15 protein-coding genes are annotated in these 16,717 nt (G+C 67.8%); 7 read left to right on the forward strand and 8 right to left on the reverse strand.

All coding sequences use genetic code 11. The features are described 5' to 3' along the window. Nucleotides 1–13: 13 nt before the first annotated feature. Genes moaA through galU form a run of 3 tightly spaced genes read right to left on the reverse strand, consistent with a single transcriptional unit; the run spans nt 14 to nt 3,124 of the window. Entirely contained in the window at nt 14–1,009 is a 996-nt protein-coding gene (gene moaA, locus MPARV_RS0104280; RefSeq protein WP_020377366.1) for a GTP 3',8-cyclase MoaA, read from the reverse strand. A 10-nt stretch (nt 1,010–1,019) separates the two neighbouring features. Beyond that, nucleotides 1,020–2,231 (reverse strand): molybdopterin molybdotransferase MoeA, encoded by a 1,212-nt coding sequence (locus MPARV_RS0104285; protein ID WP_020377367.1) that lies wholly within the window; start codon nt 2,229–2,231, stop codon nt 1,020–1,022. Next, nucleotides 2,228–3,124 carry a UTP--glucose-1-phosphate uridylyltransferase GalU gene (galU, locus tag MPARV_RS0104290; protein ID WP_012231474.1) on the reverse strand — a complete coding sequence of 299 codons (897 nt, stop codon included), beginning with the start codon at nt 3,122–3,124 and terminating at the stop codon, nt 2,228–2,230. The genes MPARV_RS0104285 and galU overlap by 4 nt, the downstream gene beginning before the upstream one ends. A gap of 117 nt (nt 3,125–3,241) precedes the next feature. Here galU and MPARV_RS0104295 point away from each other — a divergent pair, with 117 nt between their 5' ends. Together MPARV_RS0104295 and map are read left to right on the forward strand one after the other, a co-directional pair. Continuing rightward, nucleotides 3,242–3,628, forward strand: coding sequence for an FmdB family zinc ribbon protein (locus MPARV_RS0104295; protein ID WP_020377369.1), 387 nt, complete (start codon nt 3,242–3,244; stop codon nt 3,626–3,628). Nucleotides 3,629–3,658: 30 nt separating this feature from the next. Then, nucleotides 3,659–4,621 carry a type I methionyl aminopeptidase gene (gene map / locus MPARV_RS0104300; protein WP_020377370.1) on the forward strand — a complete coding sequence of 321 codons (963 nt, stop codon included), beginning with the start codon at nt 3,659–3,661 and terminating at the stop codon, nt 4,619–4,621. 20 nt (nt 4,622–4,641) lie between these two features. On the opposite strand, the gene MPARV_RS22180 is transcribed toward map, so the two are convergent. Continuing rightward, complete coding sequence (locus MPARV_RS22180; RefSeq protein ID WP_012231480.1) at nt 4,642–5,994, reverse strand: D-alanyl-D-alanine carboxypeptidase family protein; 1,353 nt, start codon at nt 5,992–5,994, stop codon at nt 4,642–4,644. 281 nt (nt 5,995–6,275) lie between these two features. On the opposite strand from MPARV_RS22180, the gene MPARV_RS0104310 reads away from it, so the two are divergent. Continuing rightward, a complete protein-coding gene (locus MPARV_RS0104310) occupies nt 6,276–7,010 on the forward strand; it encodes an SAF domain-containing protein (protein ID WP_031277238.1) in 735 nt (244 codons plus the stop codon). Between the two features lie 10 nt (nt 7,011–7,020). Here MPARV_RS0104310 and MPARV_RS0104315 read toward each other — a convergent pair whose 3' ends face one another. Genes MPARV_RS0104315 through MPARV_RS0104325 form a run of 3 tightly spaced genes read right to left on the reverse strand, consistent with a single transcriptional unit; the run spans nt 7,021 to nt 11,242 of the window. Next, entirely contained in the window at nt 7,021–8,469 is a 1,449-nt protein-coding gene (locus MPARV_RS0104315; RefSeq protein WP_020377373.1) for a TldD/PmbA family protein, read from the reverse strand. After that, complete coding sequence (locus MPARV_RS0104320) at nt 8,466–9,842, reverse strand: TldD/PmbA family protein (RefSeq protein ID WP_157789454.1); 1,377 nt, start codon at nt 9,840–9,842, stop codon at nt 8,466–8,468. Before MPARV_RS0104320 ends, MPARV_RS0104315 begins: the two co-directional genes overlap by 4 nt. A gap of 8 nt (nt 9,843–9,850) precedes the next feature. Further along, nucleotides 9,851–11,242 (reverse strand): TldD/PmbA family protein, encoded by a 1,392-nt coding sequence (locus MPARV_RS0104325; RefSeq protein WP_012231498.1) that lies wholly within the window; start codon nt 11,240–11,242, stop codon nt 9,851–9,853. Nucleotides 11,243–11,450: 208 nt separating this feature from the next. Here MPARV_RS0104325 and MPARV_RS0104330 point away from each other — a divergent pair, with 208 nt between their 5' ends. The 4 genes from MPARV_RS0104330 to dxs all read left to right on the forward strand — a co-directional run bounded on the left by MPARV_RS0104330 (nt 11,451) and on the right by dxs (nt 15,912). Continuing rightward, nucleotides 11,451–11,828: a thioesterase family protein gene (locus MPARV_RS0104330; RefSeq protein WP_012231502.1), complete on the forward strand. Its 378-nt coding sequence runs from the start codon at nt 11,451–11,453 to the stop codon at nt 11,826–11,828. 35 nt (nt 11,829–11,863) lie between these two features. Next, on the forward strand, nt 11,864–12,868 hold the full coding sequence (locus tag MPARV_RS0104335; RefSeq protein ID WP_012231504.1) for an alanine racemase: 1,005 nt from the start codon (nt 11,864–11,866) through the stop codon (nt 12,866–12,868). Continuing rightward, complete coding sequence (locus tag MPARV_RS0104340) at nt 12,865–13,986, forward strand: lysylphosphatidylglycerol synthase transmembrane domain-containing protein (protein WP_012231506.1); 1,122 nt, start codon at nt 12,865–12,867, stop codon at nt 13,984–13,986. Before MPARV_RS0104335 ends, MPARV_RS0104340 begins: the two co-directional genes overlap by 4 nt. Nucleotides 13,987–14,052: 66 nt before the next feature. After that, nucleotides 14,053–15,912 carry a 1-deoxy-D-xylulose-5-phosphate synthase gene (dxs, locus tag MPARV_RS0104345; RefSeq protein ID WP_040055444.1) on the forward strand — a complete coding sequence of 620 codons (1,860 nt, stop codon included), beginning with the start codon at nt 14,053–14,055 and terminating at the stop codon, nt 15,910–15,912. Between the two features lie 72 nt (nt 15,913–15,984). On the opposite strand, the gene MPARV_RS0104350 is transcribed toward dxs, so the two are convergent. Continuing rightward, a complete protein-coding gene (locus tag MPARV_RS0104350) occupies nt 15,985–16,437 on the reverse strand; it encodes a hypothetical protein (RefSeq protein ID WP_155852310.1) in 453 nt (150 codons plus the stop codon). Nucleotides 16,438–16,717: the final 280 nt, after the last annotated feature.

The following is a 16,717-nucleotide window of genomic DNA, read 5'->3' on the forward strand; positions in this document are numbered from 1 at the left end:
GGCGAGGTTATCCCTACCCGCCGAGTTGGCTCATCGAACGGGAAGGACGGATGAAGTTCACCTGGTCGATGCGGTGACCGGCCCACTTGCCGTGCACACAGCCCTCGATCGCGGCTGCCAACGCTTCATCGTCGGCACCCGCGCGGATCAGGCCCCGGAGGTCGGTCTCGGTCATGGCGAACAGACAACTGCGAAGTTTGCCGTCGGCGGTTAAACGAACCCGATCACAGCTGCCGCAGAACGGCTCGGTGACCGATGCGATCACACCGACGTGGCTGCTGCCCGGCGCACCTCCGCCGTCGACGTAGGCGAATCGGTCGGCCGGTGCGTGCCCGCGACGCTCGGCGACCAGCGGAAACCTCTCGCTGATGCGCTCGACAATGTCCGCCTGGGTCAGCACCGAGGAGCGCTTCCAAGCCTGGTCGGCATCGAGGGGCATGAACTCGATGAAACGCACCTCGACGCCTTCGGCCCGACCGAAGGCGGCAAAGTCGATCAATTCGTCCTCGTTGACCCCTGCCATGGCAACCACGTTGACCTTCACGGGATCGAGCCCGGCCGCCTTGGCCGCACGAACCCCGTCGATGACCGCCGCAAGCGAGTCGCGGCGAGTCATCTCAACGAACCTGGCGGGGTGCAAGGTGTCGAGCGAAACGTTGATGCGGTCAAGCCCGGCATCGGCGAGCGCCGGGGCCACCAGTGCCAGCGTGGCGCCATTGGTGGTGAGCGCCAGGTCAACGTCCAGGCGGGCCAATTTGGCGACCAGTTGGGGCAGGTGCGCCCGAACGGTGGGCTCGCCGCCCGTGAGCCGGATGGAATCGAAGCCGTAGCGATCCACCAACAAGGAGGCGATCCGCTCGATCTCTTCAAAACTCAGCACCTCGTCCCGAGGCAGCCAGTCCATGCCCTCCGCCGGCATGCAGTAGGTACAGCGAAAATTGCAACGATCGGTCACCGAGATACGCAGGTCTCGATGGACTCTGCCAAAGGTGTCGGTGAGCTCTTGCATCCGACTCAGACTAGGGCAGCAACAACACCGTCGCCGTGGCGCCCGCCGGGACCTCCACCCCGCCAGGCTGCACCGCCAGACCATTGGCCAGCGCCATCGTGGACAGTTGGTGGCTGCCCTGAGCGCCTGCGGATCGAACCGTCCACTCACCGTTCGCATCGCACGACGTTTGAACCCGGGTGAAATGGGTCTTCTCGTCACCACCACCGGCAGCGTGACCTGGCAGACCGCCGGAGACCAGCGCCCGAACCCGAACGATGGGGTCGTCGCGACGTCCGGCCAACCGGGCGATCAGCGGGGCACCAAACAACAGCAGCGACACGTGCGACGACACCGGGTTACCGGGAAGGCCCACCACCGGGGTAGATCCGACCACTCCGGCGGCAAGCGGCTTGGCGGGCTTGATGGCCACCTGCATCCACCGCATCTCGCCCAGGCGGGCAAGGATCACCTTCACCAGGTCGGCGTCGCCCATCGAGACACCACCCGAGCTGAGCACCAGGTCGCAGCTCTCGGCTCCGCGCAACAGCACCTCGGAGATGCGCGCCTCGTCGTCGGGAACCCAGCCCAGATCCACCGGTTCGGCGCCCAACCGGGCAACGGCGGCCAGCAGCCCCGGACGATTGGAGTCGCGAAGCTCCCCGCTGCGAAGCGGCCGATCGCCGCTCACCAGTTCGTCACCGGTGGACACCACACCAACTCGGGGTCGGCGCGTCACGGTCACCCGGGCGGCGCCGACCGACGTGGCCACCCCGACGCCGGCCGGCGTCAGCAGGGTGCCGATCGGCAGCACACGTTGACCGGCGACCGCATCCTCGCCGGCTCGTCGAATGAACTGTGCAGCGGGTACCGGGAGGTGCAGCGTGACCGAGTCGCCGTCCACATCGGCGCGCTCGACCATCTCGACCGCGTCGACTCCGGCTGGGATCGTGGCGCCGGTCATGATCCGCACCGCCTCCCCGGGCCCAACGCGAAGGGCCTCGTCGGCGACACCCGCCATCTGCGCACCGACCACACGCAACGTGGTGCCGGGTTCGGTCGCATCGGCAGCACGCAGGCCCCAGCCGTCCATCGCCGAATTGTCGTCGCCCGGTACCGCGTCCGCCGCCACGACATCGGCGGCCAACACCAGCCCCGCCGCCTCACCCACCGGCATCTCGACGGATTCCAGGGGCGTGCCCAGCCCCAGGACGTAGGAGCGGGCCTCCTCCAGTGGAATCACACCAGACCCCGGTCGACCACCAGCTTGGCCAAGAACTTCGAGAACTCCGGCGCCAGGTCCTCCCGCTCGAGGGTCAGCTCCACGGTGGCACGCAGGAAGTCGAGCTTTTGCCCGATGTCGTAGCGACCCGAATCGAACACCAGGCCGTGCATCGGCTCCACCTTGAGCAGTTGATCCATGGCATCGGTCAGTTGGATCTCGCCACCCACACCCGGCTCGGCGTTCTCCAGAAACTCGAAGATTCGGGGGGTAAACAGATATCTGCCCACCACCGCCAGGTCGGACGGGGCGTCCTCTGGAGCCGGCTTCTCGACCACCCCTCGGAACTCCACCACGTTGCCGTCGCGGGCGCCGGGCTCGGCGCAGCCATACAACGAGATGTCGCTGTGGGGCACCTCCTTGAGGGCGATGACCGACCCGCCGGTTTCGGAGTGGAGATCCATCATCTCGGAGATCAACGGCGGCCTGTGGGTCATGATGTCGTCGCCGAGCATGACCACGAACGGATTGTCCCCAATGTGCTTGCGGGCCACCGAGACCGCATGCCCCAGACCCAGCGGTTCGCCCTGACGCACGAAGTGAATGTCGGCCAGGTCGGCGAGGTTGACCACCTCACCCAGCTCGTCCATCTTGCCCTTGGCCTCCAGCAGGTACTCCAGCTCGAAGTTGCGATCGAAGTGGTCCTCCAAGCTGCGTTTGTTACGGCCCGTGATGATGAGGATGTCATCGATTCCGGCGGCGACCGCCTCCTCAACCACATACTGGATGGCCGGTCGATCGACCACCGGCAACATCTCCTTGGGCTGCGCCTTGGTGGCCGGCAGGAAGCGGGTACCCAATCCGGCGGCTGGGATCACGGCCTTGGTCACACGCGATGAAACAGCTGTACTCATAGCCAACAGCCTACGACCAGAACCCAAGGAAACGACCTTCCGCTTTGGGGATCTCACCAGCGCCCGGTATCGTTGGCACTCGACAGGTGAGAGTGCCAGCGCCCCCTTGGAGTTGTGATGCCGATCTACGAATACCGATGCAGGGACTGCGGAGAGTCGTTGGAGGTGCGCCAGGCGTTCACCGACGACGCGCTCACCGAGTGCCCCAACTGCTCGGGCAGCCTGCGCAAGCTGTTCTCCACCCCCGGCATCTCCTTCAAAGGCTCGGGCTTCTACAAGACCGACAGCCGCAGCGGCGGTTCTGGTTCGTCCTCAAGCGCCCCATCGACCGCCAAGACCGGCGCCGATGGCGCGTCCTCCTCCGACTCCAAACCCTCCTCCGGCTCCGACAAGCCGAGCAGCTCGGAATCCTCCTCGACCTCGTCCGAATCCAAGAAGTCAGACTCAAAGCCCACCGGGTCCGCGGCGAAATCCACCGCCGGTGCATCGTCGCCCGCCGACTGAACAACGCGGCAGGCGTGACAGACTGCCGCTATGGCAAAACGCAAGCGGCGTCGCACCCGGCGCGTCTCCAGTCCCCCGCCCTCACCGCCCGTTGAGGCTGGCCTGATCAGCCCGCGCCGTCCGGTACCCGGCGGCATCGGACGACCTGAGTATGCAACCGACGGCGAGCCGTCGCGACGAGCGGCTCAAGCGGTGCGCACCCCCGATGAGATCGAACGCATGCGGGTGGCCGGCCGGCTGGCCGCCGAGGTGCTCAACGAGGTGTGCGCCGCAGTTGAGGTTGGCATCACCACCGACGAGCTCGACCGCATCGGCCACGAGGCCTCGATCACCCGCAACTGTTACCCCAGCCCGCTCAACTATCGCGGGTTCCCCAAGTCGCTGTGCACGTCGGTCAATGAAGTGATCTGTCACGGCATTCCCGACAGTCGGCGACTGGCCGACGGCGACATCATCAACGTGGACGTCACCGTGTACCACAACGGCGTTCACGGCGACACCAGTTGCACCGTGTTGGTGGGCCACGTCGACGAGGAGAGCAGGCGGCTGGTGCAGGTCACCCGCGCCGCCATGCACGCGGGAATCGATGCTGTGAAACCCGGCGGTCGTGTCCACGACATCGGTCGGGCCATCGAGGCCGAGGTCGACCGCCACGGCGGTCGATTCGGTATCGTGCGCGAGTTCATCGGGCATGGCATTGGCGATCAGTTCCACACCAGCCTGCAGATCCCGCACTACTTCGACCCTCGGGCCGGCACGGTGTTCGAGCAGGGCATGACCTTCACGATCGAGCCGATGATCACCGTTGGCCCTGCCGACATGTGGATGTGGGACGACGACTGGACTGCGCTCACCGTCACCGGGCAACGCACCGCTCAGTTTGAACACACCATGGTGGTCACCGATGCCGGTGTTGACCTGTTGACCCTGCCGAGCGACGGCGAGCCCGCCGAGGAGCGTTTTGCGGTGACCGAGGTCGACGCAACCGCCTAAGCGGGGTCAAGGCCGCTCGGCTACGAGCCGGTCGTCGACCAGTGCCAGGGCTCTCCCGGGAGGTTGTGGAAGCCATACCGGGAGGCGTTGGCCTTCAACCAGCTGTAACCGGAACCGCCGGAGCTCAGCGCCGAACCACCCGAGGTGAAGTCGATGGCCAGGCCACGCTCGTGCTGCGAAGTCCCGGGGATGGCCGTCGGCGGCCGACACGATGAGGACGGCGCCTGATAGATGGAGTAGCTGGACGAACCACAGTTGCTCCGCCGCACCCGAACCTGGTCGGCCGGGTCACGAAACCCTCCGCCACCAAGGTTGATCCCGGATGCCCGGGCCGCGCCCAACATCTGAGACAGGTTGCCGGCGATCGACTGATGCACGCGGATTCCGCCCACGCTGACGATGCTCCCGCTACCCGTGATACCCACGGGCGCTCCACCGCCACCTCCACCGCCACCGCCACCGCCACCTGAGGGTGCCGAGGAACCACCGCCACCGGACCTTTGGGCTTCACCGGCGGCCTTCAACTGGGCCGCCTGTTGCAGCTTGGCCGCCTGCAACGCCGCGATCTTGGCCTTGCGCTGCTCCTCGGCCTGCTTCAGTTGCGCGGTCAGCGCCAACTGCTGCTTCACCAACTCGGTCGACAGCTTCTCGTCAGCCTTTTCCAGCCCCGCCGCCTCGGCCGAGGCGGACGCAATCCGGTCGGCCACAGCCTCTTGAAAGTCCAGTTGCTCGGCTTGGGCCGCCTGCAGCTTGGCCAGGCGTGAGGAGACCTCGGCACGGCGCGCCTGGGCCCGTTCGGAGGCCGACTTGGCGCTCGCCTTGGCCGTGGTCAGGTCCTGCTCGGTGGCTCGAAGGTCTTCCACCTGGGTTCGGTCGTTACCCGCCACGAGGTTGAGGTAGGTACGCCGGGTCATCAACTGGTTCGGGCTGGAATCCTCCGACGCTGCACCAAAGCTGTGAGATGGCATCGTGACGAAGGCCTGGGCGGCACGGTCGGCCAGGCCGTCGCGCAGCGACCCAAGCTTGGTCCCGGCCTCCTTTGCCCGCTGCTCCGCCTCTTTCGCCTGTCGTTCCGAGTCGCGCACACCGTTCTGCGCCTCCAACAACAGGTCCTGCTGGGAGGACACGTTCTTACTCAGGTCGGAGAGCGCAGCCGACACCTTGTCGTCATCGGCCCGGAGGGCGTTGATCTGCGTCGCCTTCGAGGCTCGCTGAGCACGAACCTGTTCACGCTCGGAGCCCAGACGCTTCGCCTCGCTGGCCGGATCGACCTTGACCGGCGCGGCGCCGGCGGGAACCGACGACATCGTCACGCTGGCCAACACGGTGACAAGGCCAACGATCAGGGGAGAGCGGGGCTTGAGTGAGCGCATCACACCTCGGGGGTTCGGGGGACGGACAACGGGCTGAGGATCACGTTGCGAGGGCCGGTCGGGACATCAAAGACTTCCGGCCGAGACGCGCATGACAAAACTCTCAATTGGGTTACGGTTCTGTAACGATAGCGCGCCGATGAGGTACGAACTGGTCATTCGTCAAAACATTCGCTCAGTGTGACGCCTTGCACGCCTCGCCGCGCCGATGACCTGCGAGCCTCGCAACCCGGTGCCGGCGACCCGATGAAACGGTGGCGTCCCATCCGTACGGTGACCCCGTGAGCTGGCACCGTTTCCTCCCAACCACCCTGCCCGAACACCCACTGGGCGATCTGGCGCACCTGCTGCGTCGCCAACGGGCACCTCAGGTACTGGCGGCCATCGTGTTGGCCGCGATCAGCACCGGTCTGGTGGCACGAGCCGAGTCACGCGCAACAGCAGCCGATCACCGCTGGGGAACGCTGAACGCGGTGGTGGTGGCCAACAGCAACCTGGCCGCCGGCACAACCCTTGATGCCGAGCAGGTCAGCATCAAGCGCCTTCCCGCCGTGGCCTTGGCCGTTGACGCCCTCAACGAAGACTCCTGGACCGATCTGAATCGAAAGGGCGTCCCCCCGGTGCTCGACCGCAGTGTCGGAAAGGGCGAGCCCATCCGATCCGGCATGCTGGTCGGTGACGGCACCCCGGGTGCGGGAACCCGGTCGGTGGTGGCGTTCCCCGAGGGCACGCTGGCACCTCGGTTGGAGCCGGGCGACCGCGTGCGGGTGGTGGCCGGGGCGTCCATCGGGGTCGATACCGAACGCACGCAATTCCCGATTGCCTCCGCAGGCGTGGTGGTGGGTCCGCCACCCGCAGGCAGTTCAGAGCACGTACCCGCCGACGAGACGCAGGGTGCCGGCGCCGACACCACCGGCTGGGTGGCCTGGGTGGCCGTGTCGCCGGGGGATGCCGATGAGGTGGCACGCATCGCACTCTCAGGCTCGGTTGCCCTCGTGCTGGACGCTCCCGGATAACCGCCGGCCGTCAGCTGCCGCCGATGGACACGTCGTCGATCACGACCCACGGCATCGACGAGCCCGAAGGAAGACGCTCGAGCTCACCGCCGATGGCGATCACCCCGCTCATCAGCCGCTGAATGGTCGAGGCAAGCGTCAGCTCACGCACCGGCTCTGCAAGCTCGCCGTTGCGGATCATCAGCCCATCGCCTCCCACCGAGAAGTCGCCCGAGGTGGGGTTCACCCCCGAGTGCAAACCCGTGAAGCTGTTCACCAGCAGGGCCTCCCCCAACGGCGCCCGCAGCTGCTCGGGAGTGCCGGAGCCCGGCATCATGGCCAACGCCACGGCACCTGCGCCCGGTAACGATCGGCTGCCGCGCACCGCGCATGCGTTGGAGGCGACTCCCATCCGATGGGCCGTCGTGCTGTTGTGCAGGTATCCGCTGAGGGTTCCACCGTCGATCAGCACGTTGCGGCGACACGCCAGGCCCTCGCCATCGAATTCCTCGGCGCCCAGGCCTGCCGGGTCGGTGGGGTCGTCCAACAGCGTGAAGCCGGATGCAGCCACGATCTCACCCACGCGATCGGCAAAAGGTGACCGACCTTTCACGATCGCCTCCCCCGACAACATGCCGGCGACGATGCCCCACAGCGTGGCGGCCAGGCGGGGCTCCAACATGATGGGCAGCCGGCCACTCGACGGTTGCACGGCACCCAGCAGACGGGTGGCACGCTCCACCCCATCGGCGGCGATCTCGGCCAGGTCGAGCAGTTCCGGGTCACGCGTCGCATCCCAACCGACACCGATCTGGGTTTGACCGTCGGCCACCACCAGCGGCTGGGTGGCCGCCGCGCAGTGCGAGCCGGACGAGGCAACCTCGATGTCGTTGGTGGAACACAGCGCACTCGAGCCCCAGCCATCGGAGTAGCTCGCAACCCGCACACCGGTGACCCGAGGATCGAGGTCGAGGGTACGGCGCTCAAGCTCGAGGGCCCGGTCCACCTTGGAGTCCACTGCAATGGCCGCCACCAGGTTGTTGCGGAGCGCCGGCTGAGCCACCACCTCCACCCCGTCAGGAGTGGCCAGAGTCAGAAAGGGGTCAACCTCGGCGAAGGCCACGTTCTCCCGGGCCTGGGCCAGGGTCTCGGCCACCACGTCGTCGGCAAGGGAACCGGCATGGGCAAAGCCCGCCCGGCCATCGACGACCACGCGGATGCCCAGTGAAGCGGTGACCGACGCGGTCAGCGACTCCACCTCACCGCCGTGCACCTTGACGGACGTGCCTTCATTGCGGGCAGCCACCACCTCGACATACTCGCCCGGTGAGGCCTGGTCCCGAACCCGCCGGCACAGCGCCAGGAGCTCGGCCTCGGTGGCCTGCGCCACGGCGCCGCCGTCACCACCCCCGGGGGGGTGTCCCCGATCAGCCCCAGCCGGAGGAACGCCGGCGGCAACCGCTGCGGCCGAGCCACTCATGCGCCCGCCAGGCTGAGGCCCTCGATGGCCAGCGTGACGCCCGAAGCATCCACCGGAAACCAGGTCTCGTCGTTACCGACCGCCAGCACGTCGGTCAGCATCCGCTGCAGCGTGGACGCCACGATGGCCTCCCGGATCGGCTCGGCCACGCAGCCATTGCGGATGAGGAGCCCCTCCACGCCGCAACTGAAGTCGCCCGATGTGGGGTTGACCCCCGAGTGCAGCCCGGACACCTCGGTCACCAGCACACCGTCGCCGACCGCCGCCAGCACGTCCGGCCGGGGGGTCTGACCCGGCATGAGACGCACGGCGCGGGGGCCGACGCTGAGCGACGAGCCGGAGCGAATCGCAGAGCCGGTGGAACCACCCCCGAGCACCCCGCCGGTCACCGAATTGTGCAGGTAGCCGACCAGCGTGCCGCCATCGATCAGGTTGACCCGGCGGCAGGCAAGGCCCTCGTCATCGGTGAGCGATGCGCCCGGTGCCCTCGGATCGGTCGGGTCGTCCAGCAACGTCACCAGGTTCGAGGCCACCGCCTGACCCAGCCGGTCGGCGAATGGGGTGCGCCTCTTACGCACCTCCTCGCCGGACAACATCTCGGCGATCACGCCGATGAACTGGGCGGTGACCCAAGGATCGAGCACCACGTTCATTTTGCCACTGGGCGGTTTGGTGGCACCGAGCAGCTGAACCGTACGGGCGACGGCCTCGGCGGCAGTGGTCTCGACCGACAACTCCTGGGCGCTGCGGCCGACCGCAAAACCGAACCCGGTCTGGGTCTCGCCACGCTCCGTCGCCATCGCGTACACCGACAGCCCGGCGCCGCTTTCGCGCTGCGCCGCCCGGATCCCGGCCGTGTTCGCCACCGCCGAGACCACCACGGAGTCGCCGTAGTCGGCACCCTCAACCCCGCTCATCCTGGGGTCACCGGACATGACGGCAGCCTCCAAGGCGAGGGCCAGGTCGACCTTGTCGTCGACGCTCAACAGCTCGAACCTGGGGTCGTACAGTTCGAGGTCCGGTTGCGCCACACCGTCCGGACGGGCCACCGCCGCCACCGGATCAACGCCGGCATCCGCAGCGTTGGTGCGGGCCTCGACCAACAGGCCGGCCAGCGTCTCGGGGTCGGTCAGCGTGGTGGTTGCCACCCCGCTGCGGCCACCGACGATCACCCGAACCAACGCGCCGACGGAACGCGCAGAGGACAACGACTCGACGGCACCGCCGTAGGCGCGGATCTCGGTATCGATCGACTCGCCCAGGCTGACCTCCACCTGCTCTCCGGGCCGGGCGGCCGCGATGACGGCATCGGCCCGCTGGAGGAGTGCCTCGGGATCGTCCAACCCGACCGCGTTCTTCGATGCGGCGCTCACCCCGCCACTCACGCGGCGGTGCCGCCGACGGTGAGCCCACCGACGCGAAGCGTTGGCACCCCGTCACCGACCGGCACACCCTGACCGTCCTTACCGCAGGTACCGGGTGAGCCCATGGCAAAGTCGTTGCCCACCGCGTCGATCGACGCCAACGCAGCCGGACCATTGCCGATCAGGTTGCCGTCACGAAGCGGCTCGGTGATCTTGCCGTCCTCGATCAGGTAGGCCTCGGTCATACCGAACACGAAGTCGCCGGTGGCGGTGTTCACCTGGCCGCCTCCCAGGTGCGCGATGTAGACACCGTTGGGGGTGTCGGCCACGATGTCGTCGGGTTCGCTTTCCCCGCCCAGCAGATAGGTGTTGGTCATGCGCACCATCGGCAGGTGCTGGTAGCTCTGGCGGCGACCGTTGCCGGAGCTGGCACGGCCTTCCTTCCTGGCCCGCAGCAGATCCCACATGAAATCGGTCAACACGCCGTCTTCGATCAGCACGTTGCGTTGGGCGGGGCGGCCCTCATCGTCGATGGCGAAGGCACCCCATTCGCCGCCCATCGTGCCGTCGTCAACCAGCGTCACCAGCGGCGAGGCCACCTGCTCACCCACACGCCCGGCAAAGACCGACGCCGCCTTCCCAACCAAATCGGCCTCCAAGCCGTGGCCGCACGCCTCGTGGAACATCACGCCACCACCCCCCGGACCGATCACCACGGTGCGGGTGCCCGATGGCGCCGGACGGGCGTCCAGCTTGACGATCGCCCGGCGGGCGGCACGCTCGGCCAACTCCTCCACGCTGTGGTCGTCAAACAGCTCAAATCCGACCGTGTGGCCGATGCTCTCGCGTCCGGTCTGCATGCCGGTGTCGCCGTTGGCCACCGCCGACACCGAAAACAACGTGCGTACCTGGTCGTCGGACGCCAGCACACCATCGGAGTTGGCCACCTGAATACGGCGCCTGCTGTCCCCGTAGCGGGCCGACACCTGGCTGATCGACGATCCGGCCGCCCTGGCAGCGCGATCGGCCCGACCGAGCAGTTCCACCTTGGCGCTGGTGGCCACGTCGCCCGGGAACAGGCGCACCACCGACGGGTTGGCCGCCTCCACCGACGTGAGCTCCACCATGGTGGCGCCGCCCTTGCCGTCGCGGGCAGCGGCCGCGGCAGTGCGGGCTGCTGCATTCAGGCCCTCGGGGCTCAGGTCGGTGGTGTGGGCGAAACCCGTGGATTCCCCCACCACCACCCGAATTCCGGCGCCCCGGTCGCGACCGGTGGCCACATCCTCCACCCGGCCGTCGTCGAGGACCGCCGAGGTGGAACGTCGATCCTCCACGAACACCTCGGCAAACTCGGCACCGCCGGACAGGCCGGTGGCCAGAACCTCGGACAGGGTGGACTCTTCAATCACGGGCGCTGCTCTCGATCGGGTGCGGAACAAGGTGAACAGAGCAATCTACCGCTCGCAACACCGGGCCCCCCGGCACTGGGCGCCCGATCCGGCGCGGTCGCAGGGCTCGTGCCGGCCGGGGGCTTCGGCCACATCCCTGGGACCGCAGGGTGACTAGCCTTGCCTGCTCTGACGGACGCGGGGCGGCTCTGCCCCTCAAGGGGCACCCATGGGAATCTCACCCGGACTTCGCGGCGAAGTCGAGTTCACGGTCGCCGACGCCGACACCGCGCGCTCGTTGGGCTCCGGTTCCGTTGAGGTTCTGGGCACGCCCCGGGTGCTGGCGTGGTGCGAGGCGGCCTCAATATCGGCGTTGGCGGACACGTTGCCCGCAGGCATGACCACGGTGGGCATGCGTGTCCAACTGGAGCACATCGCCCCCTCGGCCATCGGCGCCGTGATCCGAGTCGACTCCAGCCTGGACAAGGTGGAGGGCCGCCGGCTGACCTTCACCGTGTCGGCCCACGAGGACGGCCGGTTGGTGGCCGCGGGCAAAGTCACCCGCGTGGTCGTGAACACCGACGAGTTCCTGTCCAAGCTGGACTGATCACACCACCTCAACCCGCCTGGGAGACCCGACCGATGGCCCGTTCCATCCACGACCTGACCACCCCGGCGCTGTTGATCGACACCACCGCGTTCGAGGCCAACCTGGCCGCCATGGACGCGGTGCTGCCCGGCGAGGCGCTGCGCCCGCACGTCAAGGCCACCAAGAGCACCGCGCTGGCTCGCCACCTCGCTGCCGGTGGGCACCACGGGTTCTGCGCTGCGACGCCCCGCGAGATCGAGGGGCTCGTGGCGGCCGGGCTGACCGACGACCTGCTGCTGGCCAACGAAACCCTGGACACCGCCCGCCTCGGTGCCTTGGCCGACCGGGCCAACATCACCGTCGCAGTCGACAGTGACGAGACGATTGCGGCTGCGTCGACCGGAGGGGTGCGCTCGGTGCTCATCGACGTCAACGTCGGGCTCCCCCGATGTGGCTGCGATCCGGCCGACGCACCACGTCTTGGGGAGGCCGCCCGCTCGGCGGGGCTCGAAGTGCGCGGGGTGATGGGCTACGAGGGCCACCTGATGATGGTGGCCGACCGCACCGAACGCGTCGAACGCACCGCCGAGGCGATGAACCTGCTGCTTGCCGCCGCAGCCGAGGTTGGGGGAGATGTCGTCTCGGGCGGCGGCACCGGCACGTTCGACGTCAACACCCACTGCACCGAGATCCAGGCCGGGTCCTATGCGCTGATGGACACCGACTACGCCAAGCTGGACCTGCCGTTTTCCAAGGCGCTGTCGGTGCTGGCCACCGTGGTGTCGGTCAGCGCCAAGGGGTGGATCATCGCCGATGCGGGCCTGAAGGCCTTCGGTATGGACCACGGCAACCCGTCGTGGGATGACGGCGAGGTGTTCTTCTGCTCCGACGAACACATCACGCTGCTGCCCAACACATTTGAGAGCTGGCGGGTGGGCGACCGCGTTCGGCTCTGGTCCGCCCACGTCGACCCAACCGTGGCCCGTCACGAGCGGTTCCAACTGGTGAACGGCGACCAGGTGGTGGACACCTGGGAGATCGACCTGCGCCACTGGTGAGGTTCTGGGTTTCTGGGGTTCTGGGGACCTGCGGTTCTGCGGGTTGGAGCGGCAGTACCCTCGACCAGATCGCCAACCACCACCCAGCGGACAAGGATCCGTCGAGCACCCTTCGCCGGGCACTGGGCAGCACCTGGCTGCGGATGGTGCTGAGCGCCGCCATCCTCGGTCTGCTCATCTGGCAACTGCCCGACGTGGCGGCCGCCGACCTGGTCCCCACCTGGACCGCCGCCACGCCATGGTGGATCGCGTTGGCGCTCGGGCTGCAGGCCGGTGCGCTCTCGCTGCAGGCGGTGCGCTGGGAACGGGTACTCATGCTGTTCGATCAACCGCTGCCGATCCGTCGGCTGTTGTCGATGACCTGGGCCGGCCAGTTCGTCTCCAACGTGCTGCCCACCGCCTTTGGGGGCGACGTGGTGCGAATCGCCCGCTCCACCCCCGACCTCGACAACGTGGGCACGGCATTCGCCTCGATCACCCTGGAGCGCCTCACCGGTTGGGTGGTGTTACCGGTGATCAGCCTGGTGGCGCTGGCGGTACATCCGTCGCTGCTGTCGGCCGGTACGCCCACGACGTTGGCGGTGGCGATCAACGTGGGGACACTTGTGGCGCTGATGTCGCTGCTCGCCGCTGCGGGTCACGCCGCCGTCGGCCGGGTGGCGGTGTCGCGGGTGATCGACGGCGCCGCGCCCACCGGCTGGCGTGGCCTGCTGTTTGGCATCCACCGAGGGGTGGCCGCGGCCCGTCACCATCCCGCCCGAGCCGCCACCGTGCTGGCGGCCGGGCTGGCCTTTCAACTGGTGCTGTGCGCCTCGGTGTGGGCCGAGGGCCAAATCATCGGCATCAACGGACTGACCCCGCTTGTGGTGTTGGCGCTGTTCCCACCGGTGGCCATCGCCCAGAATCTTCCCGTCGGACTGGGAGGTCTGGGCGTGCGCGAAGGAGCGTTCGTGGTGCTCCTCGGCGCCATCGGAACACCGGACGGCCAGGCGATCGCCCTTGGCCTGTTGCATTACCTGACGACGGTGGCGGTCTCGGCGCTGGGAGCCCCCGCGTTCGCCACCGGCTACCGGCCCAGCCTGTCGGGCCCGACCTCGCACGAACCCTTCTCTGAGTAGGCTCATCACCTTGTCGAGCGAACGCCCCGGCATCGAAGCGTTCGCAATGTGGAGGTGACCAGCGTGCTGCTGGAGGAGATCAAGGGCCCGAAGGATGTTCGCAAACTGGACGGTGACCAGCTTGCAGAACTGGCCGAGGAGATCCGTACCTTCATCGTCGATTCGGTGAACGCCAGCCCCAGCGGCGGCCACCTGGGCTCCAACCTGGGCGCCGTCGAACTGACCCTGGCACTCCACCGCAGCTTCCACTCCCCCCACGACCTGATCCTGTGGGACACCGGCCACCAGGCCTACGTTCACAAGTTGCTCACCGGCCGGCACGCCGAGTTCACCACCCTGCGCGAGGCAGGGGGCATGTCGGGTTACCCCAGCCGTGCCGAGTCCGAACACGACTTCATCGAGAACTCACACGCGTCCACCGTGTTGTCCTATGCCCACGGCATGGCCACCGCGCTCGAGCTGGGCGACGGCCCGAAACGCCACGTGGTTGCAGTGATCGGCGACGGTGCGTTGACCGGCGGCATGGCGTTTGAAGGCCTTAACAACATCGGCAACAGCGGCCGGAGGGTGATCACCATCCTCAACGACAACGGCCGCAGCTACGCCCCCACGGCCTCCCGGCTGGGCGACAGCCTGGTGAAGCTGCGGGCTCACCCCATGTACCGACGAAACACCGCACGGATCGAGCGGCTGGTGCGCGACCTGCCCGGGGGTGAGGTGCTCGAACGAGGCTGGGATTCGGCCACCCACGCGCTGCGGGAGATGTTTGAACCGCCGGCGTTCTTCGAAGACCTCGGGGTGTCATACCTGGGCCCCCTCGACGGCCACGACATCGACGCGCTGGAAACAGCGCTGACCACGGCCAAGGAGATGGACCGCCCGGTGGTGGTTCACGTTCTGACCCAAAAGGGTCGGGGCTACGCACCCGCCGAGAACGACCCGGTGAAGCACCTGCACGACATGGGCTCGGTGAAGGAAGGCAGTTACACCGACGCGTTCTCCAAAGCGATCGTCGCCGAAGCCGCAGCCCGCCCGGAGGTGGTGGCCCTGACCGCCGCCATGCCCGACTCCATTGGGTTGCTGCCCATGATGGAGCGGTTCCCCGATCGGGTCTTCGATGTGGGCATCGCCGAGCAGCATGCCGTGACCTCGGCCGCCGGCATGGCCATGATGGGGCTGCGGCCGGTCTTCGCCGTGTACTCCACCTTCCTCACCCGGGCGTTCGACCAGGTGAACCTGGACGTGGGCCTGCACCACCTGCCGGTGCTCTTTTGCCTCGATCGTGCGGGCGTGACCGGCAACGATGGCGCCTCCCACCATGGCCTGTTGGACATGGTGTTGTTGACCAAGGTTCCAGACATGGTGGTGTTCGCCCCCTCGTCGTATCAGGAGTTGCCGCAGATGATGGGCGACGCACTCGACCTCTGCGACGGCCCGGCTGCCATCCGTTGGACCAAGACCGCCGCCCCACACGTCGGACCCGACGAGGTGGGGTCGGGCCTGTCGGCTCGATGCACCCGCGCCGACGAGGCCGCCGACGTGTGCCTGATCGGGGTGGGCAAGATGCTGGCCGCCGCCCAGGATGCCGCCGATCGGCTTGCCGACGAGGGCATCGCCTGCACCGTGTGGGACCCACGGGTGGTCAAGCCCTTGGACGCCGAGTTGCTGACCGACGCCGCCCGGCACCATCTGGTGGTCACCATCGAGGATGGGCTCAGAGAAGGCGGCGTGGGCTCGGCGATCGCCGACTCTCTGCGCGACCTGGCGCCGGTTGGTGGCCCGGACGTGCGTGTCCTGGGCGTTCCAGTCGCCTACCTTCCGCACGGCAACGTGGACGTCATCCTCGCCGATCTCGGGCTCGACGCCGACGGGGTCGTGGCCGAGGTCACCGCCTGGCGGCGGACCACCTCAAACCAGACCGGGTAACCGCCGGCGGGTTTTCGGCAATCGCCTCGGCCGCCGCTCCAGCACGCGCTGCCGCTCCACCACGCGCTGCCGCTAGGTCACGTCGGCGTGGTCGCTCGGCGCCACCTCACCGATGGCATCGATCACCAGCTGAGCGGTGGTCGTTTGCCGCAATCGTCCGATCTGCCCGACGGCCACCGGAACCGGCCGGGCGCGATCAACCACCACCAGCAGGCTCCAGCCCTCGCCGGACAACCTGACCGCCGGACGAGGCTGGGTGCAGACCGCACCCGCCACGGCCACCACCGCCTGCCACAGCACCGTCGCATCCCCCATCGTCACCCGAATCCGACCGTCCTCAACCACCAGTTCACCATCGCCGTGGCAGCGACCAGAGGCGTCCATCAGCCTGGCACCCACGTGAAGGCTGGCCCGCTGGTCGATATGGACCACGCCGATCGGCTGGCGAGCCCACCACATGAGGGCGAATCTGGCGGCGACCGCTCCGGCGGCCACTGCCATGGACACCAGGAGAAGGAGAAACACGACGATGAAGCTACCCGAGCGGAAACCGAATTTGGCGATGATGCACCACCGCATGCGTCCAAGGAACCCATGGACTTAGAGCGCGCTCCTCCGTACCCTGCGTTGGCGCACCGCCATCGGTGGCTGTGCGCCATTCACGAGACGACGGTTTGAGGCCCCTTGGGGCCATGGCGATGAGCCGAAGCACGGGCATATCCAAGGCCGACGCAACAAGGGCGGGCAATGGTTCACAAGCCAAATTCGATGACCCGGGCGCGGACCGAGGCATCCACACCAGGGG

Source organism: Candidatus Microthrix parvicella Bio17-1, from assembly GCF_000299415.1.
Classification (GTDB): domain Bacteria; phylum Actinomycetota; class Acidimicrobiia; order Acidimicrobiales; family Microtrichaceae; genus Microthrix; species Microthrix parvicella.

Excerpts from the sequence above, each read along its gene's own strand:
- moaA (WP_020377366.1), bottom strand. The coding sequence starts at position 1,009 with ATGCAAGAGCTCACCGACACCTTTGGCAGAGTCCATCGAGACCTGCGT.
- galU (WP_012231474.1), bottom strand. The coding sequence starts at position 3,124 with ATGAGTACAGCTGTTTCATCGCGTGTGACCAAGGCCGTGATCCCAGCC.
- MPARV_RS0104295 (WP_020377369.1), top strand. The coding sequence starts at position 3,242 with ATGCCGATCTACGAATACCGATGCAGGGACTGCGGAGAGTCGTTGGAG.
- map (WP_020377370.1), top strand. The coding sequence starts at position 3,659 with ATGGCAAAACGCAAGCGGCGTCGCACCCGGCGCGTCTCCAGTCCCCCG.
- MPARV_RS22180 (WP_012231480.1), bottom strand. The coding sequence starts at position 5,994 with ATGCGCTCACTCAAGCCCCGCTCTCCCCTGATCGTTGGCCTTGTCACC.
- MPARV_RS0104315 (WP_020377373.1), bottom strand. The coding sequence starts at position 8,469 with ATGAGTGGCTCGGCCGCAGCGGTTGCCGCCGGCGTTCCTCCGGCTGGG.
- MPARV_RS0104330 (WP_012231502.1), top strand. The coding sequence starts at position 11,451 with ATGGGAATCTCACCCGGACTTCGCGGCGAAGTCGAGTTCACGGTCGCC.
- MPARV_RS0104335 (WP_012231504.1), top strand. The coding sequence starts at position 11,864 with ATGGCCCGTTCCATCCACGACCTGACCACCCCGGCGCTGTTGATCGAC.